Genomic DNA, 17,263 nt, shown 5'->3' on the forward strand with positions numbered 1-17,263 from the left:
GCCCGCCGGGCGCGCCGCCACCGTCACACGGCCGCCGAAGACTCCTCGGCGGGCAAGCCGGCCCCCAGGAACAGCCGTTCGATATTGGGATCGAGCAGCAGCTCGGCGGCGGGCTTGTGCAACACGCAGGTGCCCGAAGCCAGCGCCAGCGCATCATCCGAAATCTTCAGCGCGCTATTGACGTTCTGCTCGACCATCAGCACCGTCAACCCCTGCGCCGTCAACTGACGCAACAGCTCGAACACGCCCGCCACGATCTGCGGCGACAGGCCGATCGAGGGCTCGTCGATCAGCAACACGCTGGGACGCAACAGCAAGGCGCGGCCGATCTCGAGCTGCTTCTGTTCGCCGCCCGACAGCGTCGAGGCCTGCGAATGCAGCCGCTCCTTGAGCCGGGGGAAACGATCCAGGACTTCGGGAATCCGCTCGTGCGTGGTCTTCATGCCCAGCGTGATGCCGCCCAGTTCCAGGTTCTGATAAACCGTGAGCTGGCCGAACAGGTTGCGCCCCTGGGGCACAAAGGCGATGCCGCGCGCCAGCAGTTCACGCGCGCTGGAGTGGGTGATGTCCTCGCCGTGCAGCAGGATCTTGCCCTGGCGGACCTTGAGCAGCCCGAACAGGGTCTTGAGCACGGTGGACTTGCCCGCCCCGTTGGGGCCCAGCAGCAGGGTGATGGCGCCGCTGCGGGCCTGGAAGGACAGCTCGTTGAGGATCATGAAATCCTTGTAGCCGGCCACGACCCCCTGGAATTCAATCGCGGTTTCAGACATCGTCTCAGCTCCCCAGGTAGGCGTCGAGCACCTGTTTGTTCGCCCGCACTTCGGCGGGGGTGCCCACCATCATCACCTCGCCTTCGACCATCACCAGGATGCGATGGCAGAGGTCCATGACGAAGTCCATATTGTGTTCGATCACCACGAACGAGCCCTGGCGTCGCTGGTTGAGTTCCTTGAGCATGCGCGCAATCCCGCTCACCAGCCGTGGATTGACCCCGGCGCAAGGCTCGTCGAGCAGCACCAGCGCGGGCTCGCTCATGAACGCCATGGCAATGTCCACGAGCTTCTGCTGGCCGTAGGACAGCGCGCCGGCCGGCTTGTGCTTGACGTGGGCGATGTTGAACAGGTCGATCAGTTCATCGGCACGGCCGCCCAGCCCCGAATCGGAGGGCGCGAACAGGCGCTGCATCATGGTGCCGCGATGCTCCTGCGCAGCCACGATCAGGTTGTCGCGCACGGTCATGTTGCCGAAGACCTGCAGGGTCTGGAACGTGCGCCCCACGCCCTGCATGCTGAGCTGCTGCGGATTGAGATGCGTGATCTCCTTGCCGTTGAGGAAGATCTGGCCCTCGTCAGGCGTGATCTGCCCGAGCATGCTGTTGAACATGGTGGTCTTGCCCGAGCCGTTGGGCCCGATGACGCCGAAGATCTCACCCGGCATGACCTCGAAGGACACGCCGCGCACCGCCTGGATGGCGCCGTAGGATTTCTTGAGCCCCTTGACGCTCAGTATCGGATTCATGCGCCTCTCCTTGCCTGCGCGGCCGCCGACAGGCGCGCCGCCTCATGCGCCTTGGCTTCGCGGCGTGCGGCCAGGGCCTGGCGCAGCGACAGCAGCCCGCCCGGCAGCCAGATCATCAACAACACGACCACGCCGCCGAACAGCAGCAGGTACCAGCCCTCGGTGAAGCGCAGCCACTCGGGCGCGAAGACGCCGATGAACGAACCCAGCACCGGTCCGAGCAGATAGCCCGGGCCGCCGAGGATCACCATCAGGAACATCAGGATGGAGATCTGCACGTTGAAGGGCTCCGGATCGATGAACTGCACCAGCGAGGCGAACAGTGAACCGGCCACGCCCGCATACACCCCGCCGATGGCGAAGGCCAGCAGCGTGTAGCGCTGGATGTTCACGCCCAGGCTCTCGGCGCGGATCGGATTGTCGCGCAACGCCGTGAAGGCCTTGCCCCAGGGCGAATGGATCAGCCACCACAGCAGCAGGAAGGCGATCAGGGCGAAGACCAGCACGAAGTAGTAGTACGGAATCGCCCCCTTGAAGACATAGCCGAACAGGCTGGGACGCGCGATGCCCGAGATCCCGAACGTGCCGCCGGTCAGCCATTCCTCGTTGCGCAGGACCAGCACGAAGATTTCGTTCAGGCCCAGCGTGGCGAAAGCCAGGTAATGCATCTGCACGCGCAAGGCCGGGAAGCCCACCAGCAGGCCCAGCACGAAGCACAGCGCCATGGCCACGGGCATGGCCGCCCAGAAATCGACGCCAGCCTGCATCAGAATGGCCGAGGTATAGGCGCCGACCCCGAAGAAGGCGGCATGACCCAGGGCCTTGAGGCCCGCATAACCGACGATCAGGTTGAGTCCCAGATTGGCGATGACGTAGACCAGCCAGTACGTCAGCAGATACACGCCGTAGGTCTTGAAGAAGTGCGGCGCGATGATCAGCGCCACGAGGCTCAGCACGCCCAGGAACAGATTGATTTTCTTCATGGCCGCCCCCTCAGACCTTGCGCTCGGCGGGCGCGCCCAGCAAGCCGTTGGGCTTGAACAGGATCACCAGCATGAACAGCGCCAGCGCAGCCCCGTCCTTGTAGGCGGAGGACACGTAAGCCCCGAGCAGATTCTCGCTCACGCCGATGATGATGCCGCCCAGCAGGGCGCCGCGCGAGTTGTTGAACCCGCCGATGATGGCCGCCAGGAAGGCCTTCAGCCCCAGGGTGATGCCCATGTCGAACTTGGCCAGATACAGCGGCGTGACCAGCAGCGCGGCCAGGCTGGCCAGCATGGCGTTGATGGCGAAGGTGTAGAAGATCATGCGGTTGACCTTGATCCCCAGCACCTCGGCCGACTCGGTGTTCTGCGCCACCGCCTGCATGGCGCGGCCGGTGACCGTGCGCTGCAGGAAAGCCTGCAGGCCCAGCACGACGACCAGGGTGACGGCCAGCGTACCCAGGTCGCCGGCCGACACGCTCACGCCGGCAAAGCGGAAGACCTCGTAGCCGAAGACGTTCTTGAAAGGCAATGCCTGGGCGCCGAAGGCGATCTGCACGCCGCTGCGCATGATCAGCGCCAGCCCGATCGTGGCCACCACCAGGGGCATCACGCCGAACTTGCGCATCGGATCGACGATGGCGCGCTTGAAGCCGAATCCCAGCACGGCGGTGGCGACCACCAGCGTGAGCAGAAAGCTCACCAGCAGGGGCAGGCCCAGCGACTGGAAGGCCAGCATCGAGAATGCCGGCAGCATGACGAACTCGCCCGTGGCGAAGTTGATCGTCCCGGAGGCTTGCCATAGCAAGGTGAATCCGAGGGCGGCCAGGGCGTAGATCGCCCCGGTGGCCATCCCGGAAATAATGAGTTGAATGAAGTCTGTCATCTCGACAATCACTGGTTTGGCCCCGCCCCGCAGGGCAAGGCCCTTGTAATGCCTCATACGCCCCCCCGGAGAACGTCCGGGAGAGGTGCCTATGCCGATTTATTTCTTGCCCAGGGGCGGCAGGATTTCCCTGACTTTCTGGCGGCCGTTGTCCACCTGCACCAGAAAGCTTTCGCGGTCCAGATCGCCCTTGTCGTCGATCGAGACGTCCATCAGAACGCCCGGATGGTCCTTGGTCGAGATGTGGATGCCATGCAGGGTCTTGGTCACCAGTTCGCGGTCGAACTTGCCGGCCTTCTCGATGGCCGCCTTGAGGATGTAGATCCCGGTGTAGCCCTTGATCCCGTTATGGTCCGACACGTAGCCATAGGCCTTCTGGAAATCCTCGCTGAACTTTTTCATGCCTCGGATGGGCGCATCCACCGTCAGGCCGACGTGGGCGATGGCGCCCTCGGCGGCGGGACCCGCCAGCTCGATGACCTTCTGGCCCGTGAGCGTGGTCTCGCCGATGACCGGCTTGTCCCAGCCCTGCTTCTTGAGTTCGCGCAGCAGGCGGGCGGATTCTTCTTCGTTCAGGTAGGCGAAGATCGCGTCGGCGTTGCTCTGCTTGGCCTTGAGCACGGCCGCACTGAAGTCCACCTGGCCGGTGCTGGTCGAAATGTCTTCGACGACCTTCACGTGGGTCTTCTTGAGCGCCTCGATGATGGCGTCACGTCCGCCCTTGCCGAAGTCGTTGTTCACGAAGATCACGGCCACGCTGTTGATGTCCGGACGGCCGTCGAGATAGCGCGCGACCTTGGGCATCGCATCGGCCTGGGTCAGGCTGGTCCGGAAGACATAGGGGTTGCCCTTTTCAGTGATGGCCGCAGCCTCGCCGCCGATGAAGTTGGGTACGCCGGCCGCTTCTGTCGTGGCCATGCTGACCATGATCGAGCCCGAGAACACCGGGCCGAACACGGCGAAGACGTCATCGTCAATCGCCTTCTGGGACAGGCCCTTGGCGATGCCGGGATTGGTCTGCGTATCGGCCGAGGTCACCTCGATCTGGCGGCCCAGGATGCCGCCGGCCGCATTGATTTCCTTGATGGCCAGATCCGCGCCGTTCTTGAAGTTGGTGCCCGCGGTCGCCCCCGGGCCCGTCAGTTCGACGACCTCGGCGATCTTGACGGTGTCGGCGGCGGACGCCGGCACGGCCACGCCTCCGACGGCCACGGCCAGCGCACTTGCCAGGGCCAGTTTCTTGAACAAATCCAGTGTCTTCATGTTGTCTCCTTGAGTGACGCGAAATGACGCCGAGCAGCGGGGGGGGTGTCAGTCTACGCTGACGTGTGAAATCTTCTTGCCCGGCGAATAGATGTCGAGAATGTTCCAATGCCCCGATGTGGGAACCGGATTATTACGCATCAGAACATCGATGACTGAAGGTTTCTTGCTGCTTATAGCACGCGCGAGCGCGTCCTTGAATTCTGAAGCGCTCTGGACCTGCACGCCTTCCGCGCCATAGGCGCGGGCGATCGCGGCGTAGTCCGGCGTGTAGGGCTTGCCGTCCTTGGCGAAGACCGTGCCGGTCGTCGTGCCGTAGTGCGCTTTCTGCAAACCGGCGATGGTGCCGAACGCGCAGTTGTTCATCACCACCCACACGACGGGGATGTTCTCTTCGACGGCGGTCGCCAGCAGGGCGGGATTCTGGCCGAAGCCGCCGTCCCCCACCAGGGACACCACCACGCGGTCCGGGCACGCCAGCTTGGCGCCCAGCGCGCCGGGCGCGCCGAAGCCCATGGTGGCATAACCGCCCGGGGTCAGGATGCTGCCCGGCTCATAGATGGGGAACTGCTGGCCCACGCCGTTCTTGTTCCAGCCCACGTCGGTCGTGATGATCGCATCGCGCGGCAGGGCGGCGCGGACGTCGGACAGAATGCGTTCGGGCATCATCGGGAAGGCATCGCTTTCGATGGCCTCGACGTTGCCGGAACTGAACGCGCTGCGCTGCCCCGCCAGGCGCTCGCGCAGCGGCTCGTTGCGGCGCGGCTGGGGCAGCATTTCGCGGGCCACGCGGTTCAGCACCTTGAGCGCCTGCTTCAGGTCGGCCACGGCGCCGATCTGCACCGGATAGTTGCGGCCGATTTCGGCCGGGTCGATGTCGATGTGGATCAGGCGGGTGCCGGGAAAGCGGAAGGTGTATTCGCTTTCCCAGGAGCTGCAGTCGGCTTCGGCGAAACGCGTGCCCAGACCCAGCACCAGATCGGCGTTGAGGCAGGCCTCGTTGACGAATTGCGCGCCCCAGAAACCGGTCATGCCCAGGATCAGCGGATGGTCGTCCGGCAGCACGCCCTTGCCCATCAGCGTGTGGGCGACCGGCACGCCCAGGTGGTCCACCAGTTCGGCCAGTTCCTGGGCGGCGTCCGCCAGGATCACCCCGCCGCCGGCGTAGATCACCGGCTGCTTGGCGTCGAGCAGTTCCTGGATGATGCGCCGGGCCAGGGTGTCGTCGATCGAGGGCTTTTCCAATTGCTTGGTGTGGCTGCGCAGCCGCTCGAACAGCGCGGTATCGATTTCCTTGGAGAAGATGTCCATGGGTACGGACACCAGCACCGGACCGGGGCGGCCGCTTTCAGCCAGTTGGAAGGCCTTTTCGAGGATTTCCGGGAACAGGTCCGGGCGGTCGACGCGCCAGGCCCGCTTCACGAAGGGACGATAGATCTCCCACTGCGCGGCATCGGCGTGCAGATTGATTTCCTGGTGCGGATGCTTGCCGTAGAAATGGCTGGGGATGTCGCCGGCGATCACCACCATGGGGATGGAATCGAGCGCGGCGTTGGCCACGCCGGTCGCGGCATTGGTCAGGCCGGGTCCAAGATGGCTGAGGACCACGGCGGCCTTGCGGGTCATCCGGGCATAGCCGTCCGCGGCGTGCGAGGCGATCTGCTCGTGACGCGTGTTGACGAAACGGATGGCACTGCTCTTGCCCAGTTCCGTCAGCACGGCAATATTGGTATGGCCGCACAGGCCGAAGACGTGCTCGACCCCTCGTTCTTCGAGGTAGCGGACCAACTGGCGGGAAATGAGTTCTTGCATGAGACTTGTCTCCTAAGACTGCTGTGACGGCTGTTCTGGAAGTTCCGCGTGTTGCGGCCCGGTATAGGCGTACGGAATCGAGGGCGGCATGGGCCCCTTGATCCGGCGGCCTTCGCGCATCTGCTCCCAGGCATGGGCCAGGATGCCGACCGAGCGCGACAGAATGAAAATCCCCCGGCCGAGTTCCGGCTCGAAACCGAGTTCGGCATAGATCACCGCGGTCACGCCGTCGATGTTCATGGGAATGTGGCGGCCCTTTTCCTGTTCGAGGATGGCCTCGACCTGGCGCCCGATCCGGGCGAATTCACCCGAGACCACGCCCTGGGCGACCGCCTCGTCGACCAGCGCCAGCAGCCGCTTGGCGCGCGGATCGCGCGGATGGAAACGATGTCCGAAGCCGGGCACGATCTTGCCGTGTTCGGCCCGATACGCATCCAGGGCGGCCTGCACGGGCTGCGGTTCGCCGCGCGCGGCGCGCGCCTGGCTGTCCCGATAGATCTCCATGCACTGCTGGCCCGCCCCGCCGTGGATGTCGCCCAGGACGTTGACCGCCGAACCCATGGCGCCGTTCAGGTCCACGCCGCAACTGATCGCCATGCGGGAAATCGCGATGGACGGCGCATGCGGGCCATGGTCGACCGAGGAGACCAGCGCGGCCTCGAGCAGCGCCGCCTGGGCCTTGCCCGGCAGTTCGCCGCGCAGCATGAGCCAGATCATTTCCGGGAAACTGATCCGGCCGATCAGATCCTGGATGGCATGGCCGCGGATGCTGATCTCGCCGGGATGGATGTCGATGATGTCCGTGGACCACCAGCGACTGGCCTGGTCCACGCGATCGTCGTGCTGTGTCGTCATCTTTCGTGCCGCCCTTTTCTCAATGCTAAATGGCTCGTTCATCCCGCAGGCGCTCGATCTCGGCCTGCGTATAACCCAGTTCCGCCAGGATCGGATCGGTGTGTTCGCCCAGGACCGGCGGCGGCGTCTCGATGTCGGGGCTGCCCCCGGCCATCTTGAACCCTGCCCGGGCCAGCTTGATCGGACGGCCCACGCCGGGCACCTCGTCGAACGATTTGAGCAGCGCCCGCTCGAGGGTCTGCGGATGGCTCAGCGCATCCGGCACACTCAACACACGCCCGGAAGGAATCCCGATCCCGGAGAGGATGTGCTCCCATTCATGCGCGGATTTTTCAGCCAGGGCCTGTTCGATTTCGATCGTCAGGGCCGCCCGGTTCTGCTTGCGGCGCTCTCGTCCGGCGAAACGCGGATCGGCCTTCAGTTCGGGGCGGCCGATCACATCCATCAGGGCTTCGAACTGTTCCTGCTTGTTCGCCGCAATGTTCAGCGGGCCGTCCCCCGTCCTGAAGGTGCCGGAGGGCACTGCCGTGAAATTCTCGTTGCCCATGGGACGCGGGGTCACGCCGGCGATCAGGTAGTTCGACACCACCCATCCCATGGTGACGATGGTGGAATCCAGCATGGAGACGTCGATGAAGTCGCCCTCGCCGGTGCGCTGCTGCCGCACCAGGGCGCTGGCCACGGCGAAGGCCGCCGTGATCCCGCCGATGGTGTCGGCCATCGGATAGCCCACGCGCAGCGGCGCGGAGTCTTCGCTGCCGGTGATGCTCATCACGCCCGACAGCCCCTGGACGATCTGGTCGTACGCGGGCGCATGGCGCATGGGGCCGTCCTGGCCAAAGCCGGAGATCGCGCAATAGACGAGCCTGGGATTGACCGCCTTGAGCGCCTCGTAGCCGACGCCCAGGCGGTCCATCACGCCGGGCCGGAAATTCTCGATCAAGGCGTCGGCGGAGGCGACCAGGCGGCGCAGGACTTCGCGGCCCGCTTCGGATTTCAGATTCAGGGTGATGGAACGCTTGCCGCCGTTCTGGGCCAGAAAGGAGGCCCCCATGCCGCGCCCGTTGAGCTCGGCGTCAGCGCCCAGTTGGCGCGCGAGATCGCCCGACCCCGGCACCTCGACCTTGATGACCTCGGCGCCGAGCAGCGCGAACTGATAGGCGCAGAACGGCCCTGCCAGCACATTCGTCAGATCCAGTACGCGGATACCCGCCAGGGCCTTTGCCATTCTGTTCCTCTTCTCAGCTGATGAGCGTCATCACGCACAAACTTTAGAACACAATTCTATTGGACGCAACTAATTTTTAGAATCTTGTTTTTATTCTTCGCGCAGCAGGGACATGGCTTCAGAAATATCCGGGCGCACGCCGCGCCACAGCAGAAATCCCTCGGCGGCCTGGCTCACCAGCATGCCCAGGCCATCGGAGATGTGCGCCGCGCCGCCCTGGGCGGCATCCTGCAGGAAGGCCGTATGGCCCTTGTTGTAGGCCAGTTCGTAGGCCAGCGAACTCTCGGCGAAAATCCCCTCGGGCAGCGGCAGCCGGTCGCCCGTCAGGCTGACCGAGGTGGCGTTGATGACGACGTCGAACCGGCCGCCTTCGGCGCGCTGGATCGGCCCAGCCTCGACCCGGCCCTGTTCGGCGCGGTCGCTCACAATCGCATGCGCCTTGCTTTCCGTGCGATTCACCACGAGGAAATAGGCCGGCCCGGCCTCCAGCAGCGGCAGGAAGGCCCCCCGGGACGCCCCGCCTGCGCCGATGACCAGCAGGCGGCGTCCCGCCAGGGAGATCCCCATGCGTTCCTGAATATCGTTGACCAGCCCCGCGCCGTCGGTGTTGTCGCCGTAGACGCCCGCATCGTCGAACTTCAGTGTATTGATGGCCTGCGCGGCACGCGCACGGTCGGACATCTCGTCGACCAGGTCGAGCGCATCGAGCTTGAAGGGCGCCGTGACGTTCATCCCCTTGCCGCCCTCGCCCATGAACCGGCGCACTGTTTCGTGAAAGGTGTCGGCGGTCGCCAGGATGGCTTCATAGCTCATGTCCTGGCCTAGCCGGCGCGCGAAAGCCGTCTGCAGGAGCGGGGACTTGGATTGCGCCACGGGGTTGCCGATGATGGCATAGCGATCAGTCATGACAAGGTCTGCGTATCGATGAAGAAGGAGCCTTCATCTTAGGAGGGTTTTCCATCCTACGCAACCGAGTTCTATTATCCAGGCATCGCTGCCGCGCTCAATCTCCAAAACCGAACAAGCGGCGCGGCGTCTCCCACATGACCTGGCGCCGCACCCGGGGATCGGGCATCAGATCCTGTGCCAGCCGCAGCAGGGGGCCGTAATCCAGGCGTTCGGGAGCCTTCAGAAACGGCCAGTCCGAGGCCCACAGGCACCCTTCAGGTCCGAAAGTGTCGAGCAGCGCCTGGAACCCGGGCTGGTTCAAGCCCGCCGCAGCGTCGGGACGGCCCGAGTGATCGATCAGCAGCCGGGCGCGGGTGCGTCCGATCAGCGGCAGCAGGCCGAGCAACTGATCTTTTTCGTATTGGACCTGGGCAAACATGTCCAGGTCGGCCAGCCGGTTGAACAAGGTGTCGGCCTGGCTGAAATGATCGACCCCCGCGAGGGAGACGTTCACCGTGACCCCCAGGACGCCCTGCGCCTTGAGCTCGGCGAGCCGGGCGGCCGACACGTCATTGGGCACGACCCCGACGCCCTTGAACCGGCCTTCGCCCTGTGCAATCGCATCGAGCATGCAGCGGTTGTCGAACCCGTAGCCCGAATTCGGCCCCACCAGCAGCGCATACGGCACGCCATACGCCTGCATGACGGCGCGAAACTGGATCGCGGTGCCGATTTCCTGCCCCGTCGGCCGGTAGGGCGTGTCCTCGCGATAGGGGAAGCGGTGAGGATCGAAGATGTGAAGATGACAGTCGATCTTGGGTTCGTCGAAAATGCTCACCGCAGCATGGCCATGACAGGTTCGACATCGGGCCGACGGCCGAACCACAGGCGATAGGATTCCGCCGCCTGCCCCACCAGCATGCCCAGGCCGTCCGCAACGTGCGCTGCGCCCAATCGGCGGGCATCGCTCATGAAAGCGGTATCACCCCGGCCATACACCAGGTCGTAGGCCAGCGCATCCGGCGCGAAGACCCCGCGCTCCAGCGGCAGATGGGCGTCGCTGAGACTGGCCGACGTGGCGTTGATGATGACGTCGAACGCGCCTTCCTCGACCGCGCTCAACGGACCGGCCGCGACGATCTGCCGGGATGCGCCGCTGGCCTCCACCAGTTCGTGGGCCTTGCTTTCCGTCCGGTTGACCAGCAGCAGATGCGCCGGCCGGGCCTCGAGCAGCGGCAGCAGAATGCCGCGCGCCGCACCGCCCGCGCCGATGATGAGAATCCGGCGGTTTTCCAGCGCGACCCCCAGGCGGTCCCGGATGTCGCTGACCAGGCCCACGCCATCCGTGTTGTCGCCGTGGACGCCCTCGGCACTGAACTTGAGCGTGTTGATGGCCTGGGCGGCACGCGCCCGGTCGGACAGGGTATCGGCGAATTCCAGCGCAGCCAGCTTGAACGGCGCGGTCACGTTCATGCCCTTGCCTCCCTCGTCGATGAACCGCTGCACGGTCTGGGCGAAATCCTCGTGGGTGGCCAGCAATTTGTCGTACTGGAGCTCGTGACCGAATTGACGCGCGAACGCCGTGTGCAGAATGGGGGACTTCGATTGGGATATCGGATTGCCGATGACGGCATAGCGATCGGTCATCGCGGGCTCCTGCGCGGGCGAAAAGGGACTAAGGATACGGTGCGGATTTCCTGATGTAAACCAGCGCTTGATTTTACAGAACTCAATTTCATTTTGATGTTGCGTCTTTCAGAATAGAGTTCTATATTAAATAAACTTTGCCTTCCAGGATCTTTGCAATGGCTCTCCAGTTCTCGCTCGCTCACCTCACGGTGCTGACCTGCTCGCCCATGGACATGATCCGCATCGCCCAGCGCACCGGCTACGACTTCGTCAGCCTGCGGCTGACCGCGGTCACGCCCACGGAACACGTCTTCGCCCTGCAAAACGACCCGGCCATGCTGGCCGAGGTCAAGGCGCTGCTGAAAGACACCGGCGTACGCGTGCTGGACATCGAACTCGCCCGCATGCCGCCCGAGATCGAACCCGAAACCTACGCCGCGGTGCTCGACACGGCGGCGGAACTGGGCGCACGACACATCCTGACCCAACTGCCCGATCCCGACCGCGCGCGCGCGACGGACCGCTTCGCGCGGCTATGCGACATGGCCCGCCCCCTGGGCCTGTCGATCGGCCTGGAATACCCGAGCTGGACGGAAACCCCGGATCTCCGGGCCGCAGCGGACGTGGTGCGCGCAGTCAACCGCCCCAACGCAGGCGTCGTCGTCGACACCCTGCACTTCAACCGCTCGCGCGACAGCGTGGACGAACTGCGCAGCCTGCCGCGCGAATGGTTCCGCTTCGCCCAGGTCTGCGACGCGCCGGCCGAAATCCCCGACACCGTCGAAGGACTGATCCACACCGCGCGCGACGAGCGCTTCGTCCCGGGCGAAGGCGGCATCGACATCCGCCAGATCCTGGACGCCCTGCCGGCCGTTCCCTACTCCCTCGAAATTCCCAATAATGAACAAGTGCAGGCCCTGGGCCACGAGGCATGGGCCCGCCGCTGCATCGAGGGCGCGCGCCGCTACCTGTCCACCTGATTCCCGTATCCTGAACCGCCGGCCCCCGTGCCGGCATATGACGCACGAAAAAGGCCCTGAGGGCCTTTTTCAATTCCAGCGGCACACCCGTTTCAAGCCGTGCCGTACAAGACCTCACCGTGCCTGCCCAGGCTGCGGGCGATGACGCTGCGGTGGATTTCCGAGGTGCCGTCGAAAATGCGGAAGATCCGCGCATCGCGGTAGAGACGCTCGACGGGCAGATCGGCGCAATAGCCCATACCTCCATGCACCTGGACCGCGCGGTCGGCCACGCGCCCCAGCATTTCCGAGGCGTAGACCTTGGCCATCGAGATCTTCTCGCGCGGGTCCTTGCCGTTGTCGATATCCCTGGCCGCATCCCACACCAGCCAACGGGCGGCATTGATCTCGATGGCGCTGTCGGCCAGCATCTGCTGGATCATCTGGAAGCCGCCGATGGCCTGGCCGAACTGTTCGCGGTCGTTGGCGTAGGACACCATCATGTTCAGCAGGCGGGTGGCCTTGCCCACCGCCCGCGCACACACCTGGGCCAGGCGCACCCGCCCCAGGGTTTTCAGGACCTGGCCGAAGCCGGAGCCTTCCGCGCCCAGCAGGCAGTCCGCGTCCAGCGGGACCTCATCGAAATGCAGCTCGACGTGGCTGGTGCCGGTCAGGCCCATCATCTTCTGATTGCGGCCCACCACCAGGCCGGGCAGGTCCTTGTCCACCAGGAACAGCGAAATGCCGCGTGAGCCGGCGTCCGGATCGGTCACGGCGGACACGATGAAGAAGTCCGAAAACTCACCGTCGCTGATGAAATGCTTGCTGCCGGAGAGTACCCAGCCATCGCCCCGCCGCGTCGCCCGCGACCGGATCGCAGCGGCATCGGAACCCGCTCCGGGTTCCGTGATGGCGATGGAGCAGGTCCGCTCGCCCTGCACGGTCGGCAGCAGCCAGCGGTCGCGCTGGACGGCATTGGCGCCCAGCAGGACCTCGTACACATTGCCGAACGCACGCCGGATGAGGATATCCTTGGCGTGGCCGAACTGTTCCTCGACCAGCATGGTATCCAGCGCGGACAGACCTCCGCCGCCGAACTCCTCCGGAATGTTCATGGCGTACATGCCGTTGTCCCGTGATTTCTCGAACAGGGCACGCGCCAGTTCCGGCTCCAGATAGCCTTTTTCCTCGATCCCCTCTTCGAGCGGCAGCAGCTCCCGCTCGACAAATTTCCGGACGGTATCGACGAGCATCACCTGCTCGGACGTGAGATTCAGATCCATGTGCAATCCTTTACTTTCCTGCCGACAGGGGCGGCAGGATCTCGGTCACTTTCTGGCGGCCGTCGGCCACTTCGACCAGGAAGCTTTCGCGGTCGAGGTCGCCCTTGTCGTCGATGGTGACGTCCATCAGCACGCCCGGGTTGTCCTTGACCGAAATGTGCAGGCCGTGCAGGGCGTCGGCCACCGCCTGGCGGTCAAACTTGCCGGCCTTCTCGACGCCCGCCTTGAACAGATACACGCTGGTGTAGCCCTTGAGCGCGTTGTGATCCGAGGTGTAGCCATAGGCCTCCTCGAAGGCCTTGGCGTAGCGCTGCATCTCGGGGCTGGGCGCATCGACGGTCAGACCGACGTGGGCCACCACGCCGTTGGCTGCGGGACCGGCCAGTTCGATGACCTTCTGGTTGACCAGCGTCGATTCACCGATGATGGGCTTGTCCCAGCCCTGCTTCCTGAACTCGCCCAGCAGCCGGGCGGATTCTTCTTCGTTCAGATAGACGAAGGCGGCATCCGCCTCGCTCTGCTTGGCCTTGAGCACCGCCGAACTGAAGTCCACCTGGCCGACGGACGTGGAAATGTCGGCCACGACCTTGACCCTGGTTTTCCCCAGAGCCTCGATAATGGCGTCGCGTCCGCCCTTGCCGAAGTCGTTGTTCACGAACAGGACGGCGATGGTGTTGATGTCCTTGCGGCCGTCCAGGTAGCGCGCGACCTTGGGCATGGCGTCGGATTGCGTCAGGCTCGCCCGGAACACATAGGGGTTGCCCTGCTGGGTGATGGCCGCGGCCTCGCCGCCGATGAAATTGGGCACCTTCGCGGCCTCGGTCGTGGCCATGCTGACCATGATGGAGCCGGAGTACACCGGGCCGAACACGACGAAGGCGTCATCGTCGATGGCTTTCTGGGCCAGCGCCTTGGCGATGCCCGGGTTGGTCTGCGTGTCGGCCGAGGTGGCCACGATCTGGCGGCCCAGGATGCCGCCGGCCGCATTGATCTCCTTGATGGCGAGATTCGCACCATTGCGGTAGTTGGTCCCGGAGGTCGTGCCGGGGCCGGTCAGTTCGACGAGTTGCGCCACTTTCACGGTGTCCGCCGCGTGGGCGGAAAAGGCGAGGCCGGCCGCCATCGTACCGATGGCGGCGGCAAGGGCAAGGCGTCGGGTCAATGCGAGGGGCGCGTACATATTCTTGTCTCCATGGGTATTCATGTATGAAAGGATGCTGCCGTTGGATCCCGGAGCCTATGTCCCGGTCCAGTCCGGCTTACGTTTTTCCGCAAAAGCTTTCGGCCCTTCAACGGCGTCATTGCTGGCCAGCATCTGCTGCAGAATCGGATAGTTCTCGTGCATGACCGAGGCCAGATCGGCCACATCCCGGCTCTGCAGCATGGCCTGCTTGGACGCCATCACGGCCAGCGGCGCGCAGGCGAGGATTTCTTCAGCCAGCGCGCGGGCCCGCGCCATCACCTGATCGGCGGGCACCACTTCATTGATCAGGCCGATGCGCCAAGCCTCTTGCGCCGGGATCGGCGTGCCGGTCAGCACCAGCCTCATGGCGTGCTTCATGGCGATCTCCCGCGGCAGACGCTGCAACATGCCGCCGCCCGAGGCGGCCAGGCCGACACGCGTCTCCGGCAGGCCGAAGCGCGCATGCTCGGCAGCCACGACCAGATCGCAGCCGCCCAGCATTTCCATGCCGCCGCCCAGACACAGGCCATTGACGGCGCCGATCACCGGTTTCCACAGGTCGAAACGATGCGTCATGCCGGCGAAGCCCGTCCTGGGCTTGTTCGCCAGACCCGTCTCGGCCAGGAACTTCAGGTCGGTGCCCACGCAGAAGGCGCGGTCGCCGGCGCCGGTGACGATGGCCACACGCAGCGAATCGTCCGCCGCATAGAGATCAAAGGCGTCGGACATTTCCTGGTGGCCCGCCGGATGCAGCGCATTGAGTACCTGGGGACGGTCGATGGTGATGGTGACGACCTGGCCGTCGACCTCGTAACGGCAGTGCTTGAAATCCGCTTGCTTCATGACAATGTGCTTTATTGGAAAAAGTCGCCTACGCCCACAAGATAGAACTACGGTCTATTTATTGTCTATGCAATGAAGGCAATTCGATTTATTGATGTTTTCAATACGCGGGCCGGACTGCGATGACCGCGCGTGCGCTATCCGGTTTCCAACTCATCGATGCGGACGCTGCGGCCTTCGCGCGCGGACAGGACGGCGGCCTCCGCGATGCACTGCGCCGCGTAGCCATCCTCGATGGTAGGCGCCGGCGTATCCGGCCGCGCGAGAAAATCGGCGAACCCTTCGATGCAGCGATAGTACGAACCGCCGATGCGTTCATAGATGTTCTGCGGAAACGGCCCGGCCGCCAGTTCAGTCCCGACGGCATGACGCACAGCCACGGCCGGCTGGCGGCACGACTCCACCCAGCCATCCGCGCCAAAAGCCTCGATGCGCTCGTCATAGCCGTAGCTGGCCGTGCGGCTGTTGTCGATCTGGCACAGAACGCCGCCGCGCATGCGCAAGCTGATGATGGCCGTATCAAAGTCGCCAAGCTCGCGGACTTCCGGGTGGACCAGCGCGGCGCCCATGGCCGAGACCTCCTCGACCTCGTCGCCTGTGATGAAGCGCGCCAGGTCGAAGAAATGCACGCCCTTGTCGCGGAAGAATCCGCCGCTGGTGCGCAGATACTCCACGCCGGCAAGCCGGCTCGGACCCCGCGACGTGAGCTGGACGATCTGCAGCCGCCCCAGAGCACCGGATGCGACCCGCGTCCGCACGGCCGCGTGGCTCTCCTCGTACCGGCGGTTGAATCCCATCATCACCCGCGCTCCGCAGTCCTGGACCGCCGCAACCGCCCTGCGCGCCTCGGCCAGGCTCAGGTCGATGGGTTTTTCGCAAAAGACCGGCTTGCCCGAGCGCGCAGCGCGCTGCAGCAGTTCGCTATGGCTGTCGGTGGACGAAGCGATCATCACGGCATCGATATCGGACGCCTGCAGGATGTCGTCCAGACAGTGCGACGCGCGCCCGCCGTGCTCGGCGGCAAAGGCCTCGCGGCGCGCCGGGGAACGCGAATACGAAGCTGCAAGCGTCAGGGCGGGGTGGCGCGCGATATTGCGCGCATGCACCGCCCCGATATGGCCAACGCCAATGAGTCCGACTCTATACATGGTCACTCCAGCCGTCACAGGGACAGAAAGCCGCCATCCACCGCGACTTCCACGCCGGTGATGTACGAGGCCTCATCCGAGGCCAGAAAGAGTACGGCGGCCGCCACTTCCTCGACACGGCCGACACGCTTGAGCGGCACGGCGTCGATCTGTTTCTCGCGCCAGACGGGGTCCGCCGAGCCGCGCGACGTGCGCATGGCCGGCAACATGCCGGGCGCCACTGCGTTGACGCGGATGCCATCCTCTGCGTAATGGACCGCGGCCGCGCGGGTCATGGCCTGGACCGCCGCCTTGGAGGCGCTGTAGCCCATGTGCACCCGGGGCTGCCCGACCGAGGCCGAGATCGAAGACATATTGACGATGGCCCCGCCGCCGCGCAAACGCATCAGGGGCACCACGTGCTTCATGCCGAGAAAGACACCCTTGGCATTGACATCCACCAGGCGCTCCCAGGCTCGCGTGCTGGTCAGATCCGGATCAAACGTGCCGCTGATGCCGGCATTGTTGAACAACACATCCAGGCCTCCCTCCGCGCGCAGCAGGCGCGCCAGCGCTTCCCAGTCGTCCTCGCGGCTCACATCCAGCCGGACGAACCGGGCGCCCGGGCCGCCCGCGGCATCCAGGTCGGCCAACAGCGCGCCGGCCTCCTCCTCCAGCAGGTCACAGGCCACGACGGCGGCGCCCTCGCGCGCAAAGGCCAGCGCGGCGCTGCGGCCCATGCCGCTGGCGGCTCCTGTGATCACGACGATCTTGTGTTCGAATTTCTTCATTTCTTCTCCTGCTGA

Annotated in this window: 17 protein-coding genes; 1 reads left to right on the plus strand and 16 read right to left on the minus strand. The window is 64.9% G+C overall.

Annotated elements, in window-relative coordinates; translation table 11 throughout:
• Positions 1-23: 23 nt before the first annotated feature.
• The 11 genes from ACFO0J_RS13460 to aroE (ACFO0J_RS13510) form a co-directional block, all read right to left on the minus strand.
• On the minus strand, positions 24-770 hold the full coding sequence (locus ACFO0J_RS13460) for an ABC transporter ATP-binding protein (protein ID WP_376813608.1): 747 nt from the start codon (positions 768-770) through the stop codon (positions 24-26).
• A gap of 4 nt (positions 771-774) precedes the next feature.
• Entirely contained in the window at positions 775-1,518 is a 744-nt protein-coding gene (locus ACFO0J_RS13465; protein WP_376813609.1) for an ABC transporter ATP-binding protein, read from the minus strand.
• Positions 1,515-2,501, minus strand: coding sequence for a branched-chain amino acid ABC transporter permease (locus ACFO0J_RS13470; RefSeq protein WP_376813610.1), 987 nt, complete (start codon positions 2,499-2,501; stop codon positions 1,515-1,517). The genes ACFO0J_RS13465 and ACFO0J_RS13470 overlap by 4 nt, the downstream gene beginning before the upstream one ends.
• 10 nt (positions 2,502-2,511) lie before the next feature.
• Positions 2,512-3,387 carry a branched-chain amino acid ABC transporter permease gene (locus tag ACFO0J_RS13475; RefSeq protein WP_376813611.1) on the minus strand — a complete coding sequence of 292 codons (876 nt, stop codon included), beginning with the start codon at positions 3,385-3,387 and terminating at the stop codon, positions 2,512-2,514.
• A 99-nt stretch (positions 3,388-3,486) separates the two neighbouring features.
• A complete protein-coding gene (locus ACFO0J_RS13480) occupies positions 3,487-4,650 on the minus strand; it encodes an ABC transporter substrate-binding protein (RefSeq protein ID WP_376813612.1) in 1,164 nt (387 codons plus the stop codon).
• A 48-nt stretch (positions 4,651-4,698) separates the two neighbouring features.
• A complete protein-coding gene (locus ACFO0J_RS13485; RefSeq protein ID WP_376813613.1) occupies positions 4,699-6,462 on the minus strand; it encodes a thiamine pyrophosphate-binding protein in 1,764 nt (587 codons plus the stop codon).
• 12 nt (positions 6,463-6,474) lie between these two features.
• The gene (locus ACFO0J_RS13490; protein WP_376813614.1) at positions 6,475-7,317 is read right to left on the minus strand and encodes a citryl-CoA lyase; all 843 of its coding nucleotides are present in this window, start codon (positions 7,315-7,317) and stop codon (positions 6,475-6,477) included.
• 25 nt (positions 7,318-7,342) lie between these two features.
• Positions 7,343-8,545 (minus strand): CaiB/BaiF CoA transferase family protein, encoded by a 1,203-nt coding sequence (locus tag ACFO0J_RS13495; protein WP_376813615.1) that lies wholly within the window; start codon positions 8,543-8,545, stop codon positions 7,343-7,345.
• Between the two features lie 90 nt (positions 8,546-8,635).
• The gene (gene aroE / locus ACFO0J_RS13500; RefSeq protein WP_376813616.1) at positions 8,636-9,451 is read right to left on the minus strand and encodes a shikimate dehydrogenase; all 816 of its coding nucleotides are present in this window, start codon (positions 9,449-9,451) and stop codon (positions 8,636-8,638) included.
• Positions 9,452-9,548: 97 nt separating this feature from the next.
• On the minus strand, positions 9,549-10,271 hold the full coding sequence (locus tag ACFO0J_RS13505) for an amidohydrolase family protein (RefSeq protein WP_376813617.1): 723 nt from the start codon (positions 10,269-10,271) through the stop codon (positions 9,549-9,551).
• Complete coding sequence (gene aroE / locus ACFO0J_RS13510; protein ID WP_376813618.1) at positions 10,268-11,080, minus strand: shikimate dehydrogenase; 813 nt, start codon at positions 11,078-11,080, stop codon at positions 10,268-10,270. Before aroE (ACFO0J_RS13510) ends, ACFO0J_RS13505 begins: the two co-directional genes overlap by 4 nt.
• 158 nt (positions 11,081-11,238) lie before the next feature.
• Between aroE (ACFO0J_RS13510) and ACFO0J_RS13515 the strand changes: the two genes are divergently transcribed.
• Positions 11,239-12,042, plus strand: a complete 804-nt coding sequence (locus tag ACFO0J_RS13515) for a sugar phosphate isomerase/epimerase family protein (RefSeq protein ID WP_376813619.1) — start codon at positions 11,239-11,241, stop codon at positions 12,040-12,042.
• Between the two features lie 92 nt (positions 12,043-12,134).
• Here ACFO0J_RS13515 and ACFO0J_RS13520 read toward each other — a convergent pair whose 3' ends face one another.
• The 5 genes from ACFO0J_RS13520 to ACFO0J_RS13540 form a co-directional block, all read right to left on the minus strand.
• Positions 12,135-13,304 (minus strand): acyl-CoA dehydrogenase family protein, encoded by a 1,170-nt coding sequence (locus ACFO0J_RS13520; protein ID WP_376813620.1) that lies wholly within the window; start codon positions 13,302-13,304, stop codon positions 12,135-12,137.
• A 10-nt stretch (positions 13,305-13,314) separates the two neighbouring features.
• Positions 13,315-14,484, minus strand: a complete 1,170-nt coding sequence (locus tag ACFO0J_RS13525; protein WP_376813621.1) for an ABC transporter substrate-binding protein — start codon at positions 14,482-14,484, stop codon at positions 13,315-13,317.
• 57 nt (positions 14,485-14,541) lie between these two features.
• Positions 14,542-15,330, minus strand: a complete 789-nt coding sequence (locus ACFO0J_RS13530) for an enoyl-CoA hydratase-related protein (RefSeq protein WP_376813622.1) — start codon at positions 15,328-15,330, stop codon at positions 14,542-14,544.
• A gap of 137 nt (positions 15,331-15,467) precedes the next feature.
• Positions 15,468-16,478 (minus strand): Gfo/Idh/MocA family oxidoreductase, encoded by a 1,011-nt coding sequence (locus ACFO0J_RS13535; protein ID WP_376813623.1) that lies wholly within the window; start codon positions 16,476-16,478, stop codon positions 15,468-15,470.
• 14 nt (positions 16,479-16,492) lie between these two features.
• Positions 16,493-17,248, minus strand: a complete 756-nt coding sequence (locus ACFO0J_RS13540) for an SDR family NAD(P)-dependent oxidoreductase (RefSeq protein WP_376813624.1) — start codon at positions 17,246-17,248, stop codon at positions 16,493-16,495.
• Positions 17,249-17,263: the final 15 nt, after the last annotated feature.

Origin of the sequence: Castellaniella hirudinis, assembly GCF_042651965.1 — a bacterium.
Lineage (GTDB): Bacteria > Pseudomonadota > Gammaproteobacteria > Burkholderiales > Burkholderiaceae_B > Castellaniella > Castellaniella hirudinis.

Excerpts from the sequence above, each read along its gene's own strand:
- ACFO0J_RS13460 (WP_376813608.1), bottom strand. The coding sequence starts at position 770 with ATGTCTGAAACCGCGATTGAATTCCAGGGGGTCGTGGCCGGCTACAAG.
- ACFO0J_RS13465 (WP_376813609.1), bottom strand. The coding sequence starts at position 1,518 with ATGAATCCGATACTGAGCGTCAAGGGGCTCAAGAAATCCTACGGCGCC.
- ACFO0J_RS13470 (WP_376813610.1), bottom strand. The coding sequence starts at position 2,501 with ATGAAGAAAATCAATCTGTTCCTGGGCGTGCTGAGCCTCGTGGCGCTG.
- ACFO0J_RS13475 (WP_376813611.1), bottom strand. The coding sequence starts at position 3,387 with ATGACAGACTTCATTCAACTCATTATTTCCGGGATGGCCACCGGGGCG.
- ACFO0J_RS13480 (WP_376813612.1), bottom strand. The coding sequence starts at position 4,650 with ATGAAGACACTGGATTTGTTCAAGAAACTGGCCCTGGCAAGTGCGCTG.
- ACFO0J_RS13485 (WP_376813613.1), bottom strand. The coding sequence starts at position 6,462 with ATGCAAGAACTCATTTCCCGCCAGTTGGTCCGCTACCTCGAAGAACGA.
- ACFO0J_RS13490 (WP_376813614.1), bottom strand. The coding sequence starts at position 7,317 with ATGACGACACAGCACGACGATCGCGTGGACCAGGCCAGTCGCTGGTGG.
- ACFO0J_RS13495 (WP_376813615.1), bottom strand. The coding sequence starts at position 8,545 with ATGGCAAAGGCCCTGGCGGGTATCCGCGTACTGGATCTGACGAATGTG.
- aroE (WP_376813616.1), bottom strand. The coding sequence starts at position 9,451 with ATGACTGATCGCTATGCCATCATCGGCAACCCCGTGGCGCAATCCAAG.
- aroE (WP_376813618.1), bottom strand. The coding sequence starts at position 11,080 with ATGACCGATCGCTATGCCGTCATCGGCAATCCGATATCCCAATCGAAG.
- ACFO0J_RS13515 (WP_376813619.1), top strand. The coding sequence starts at position 11,239 with ATGGCTCTCCAGTTCTCGCTCGCTCACCTCACGGTGCTGACCTGCTCG.
- ACFO0J_RS13520 (WP_376813620.1), bottom strand. The coding sequence starts at position 13,304 with ATGGATCTGAATCTCACGTCCGAGCAGGTGATGCTCGTCGATACCGTC.
- ACFO0J_RS13525 (WP_376813621.1), bottom strand. The coding sequence starts at position 14,484 with ATGTACGCGCCCCTCGCATTGACCCGACGCCTTGCCCTTGCCGCCGCC.
- ACFO0J_RS13530 (WP_376813622.1), bottom strand. The coding sequence starts at position 15,330 with ATGAAGCAAGCGGATTTCAAGCACTGCCGTTACGAGGTCGACGGCCAG.
- ACFO0J_RS13535 (WP_376813623.1), bottom strand. The coding sequence starts at position 16,478 with ATGTATAGAGTCGGACTCATTGGCGTTGGCCATATCGGGGCGGTGCAT.
- ACFO0J_RS13540 (WP_376813624.1), bottom strand. The coding sequence starts at position 17,248 with ATGAAGAAATTCGAACACAAGATCGTCGTGATCACAGGAGCCGCCAGC.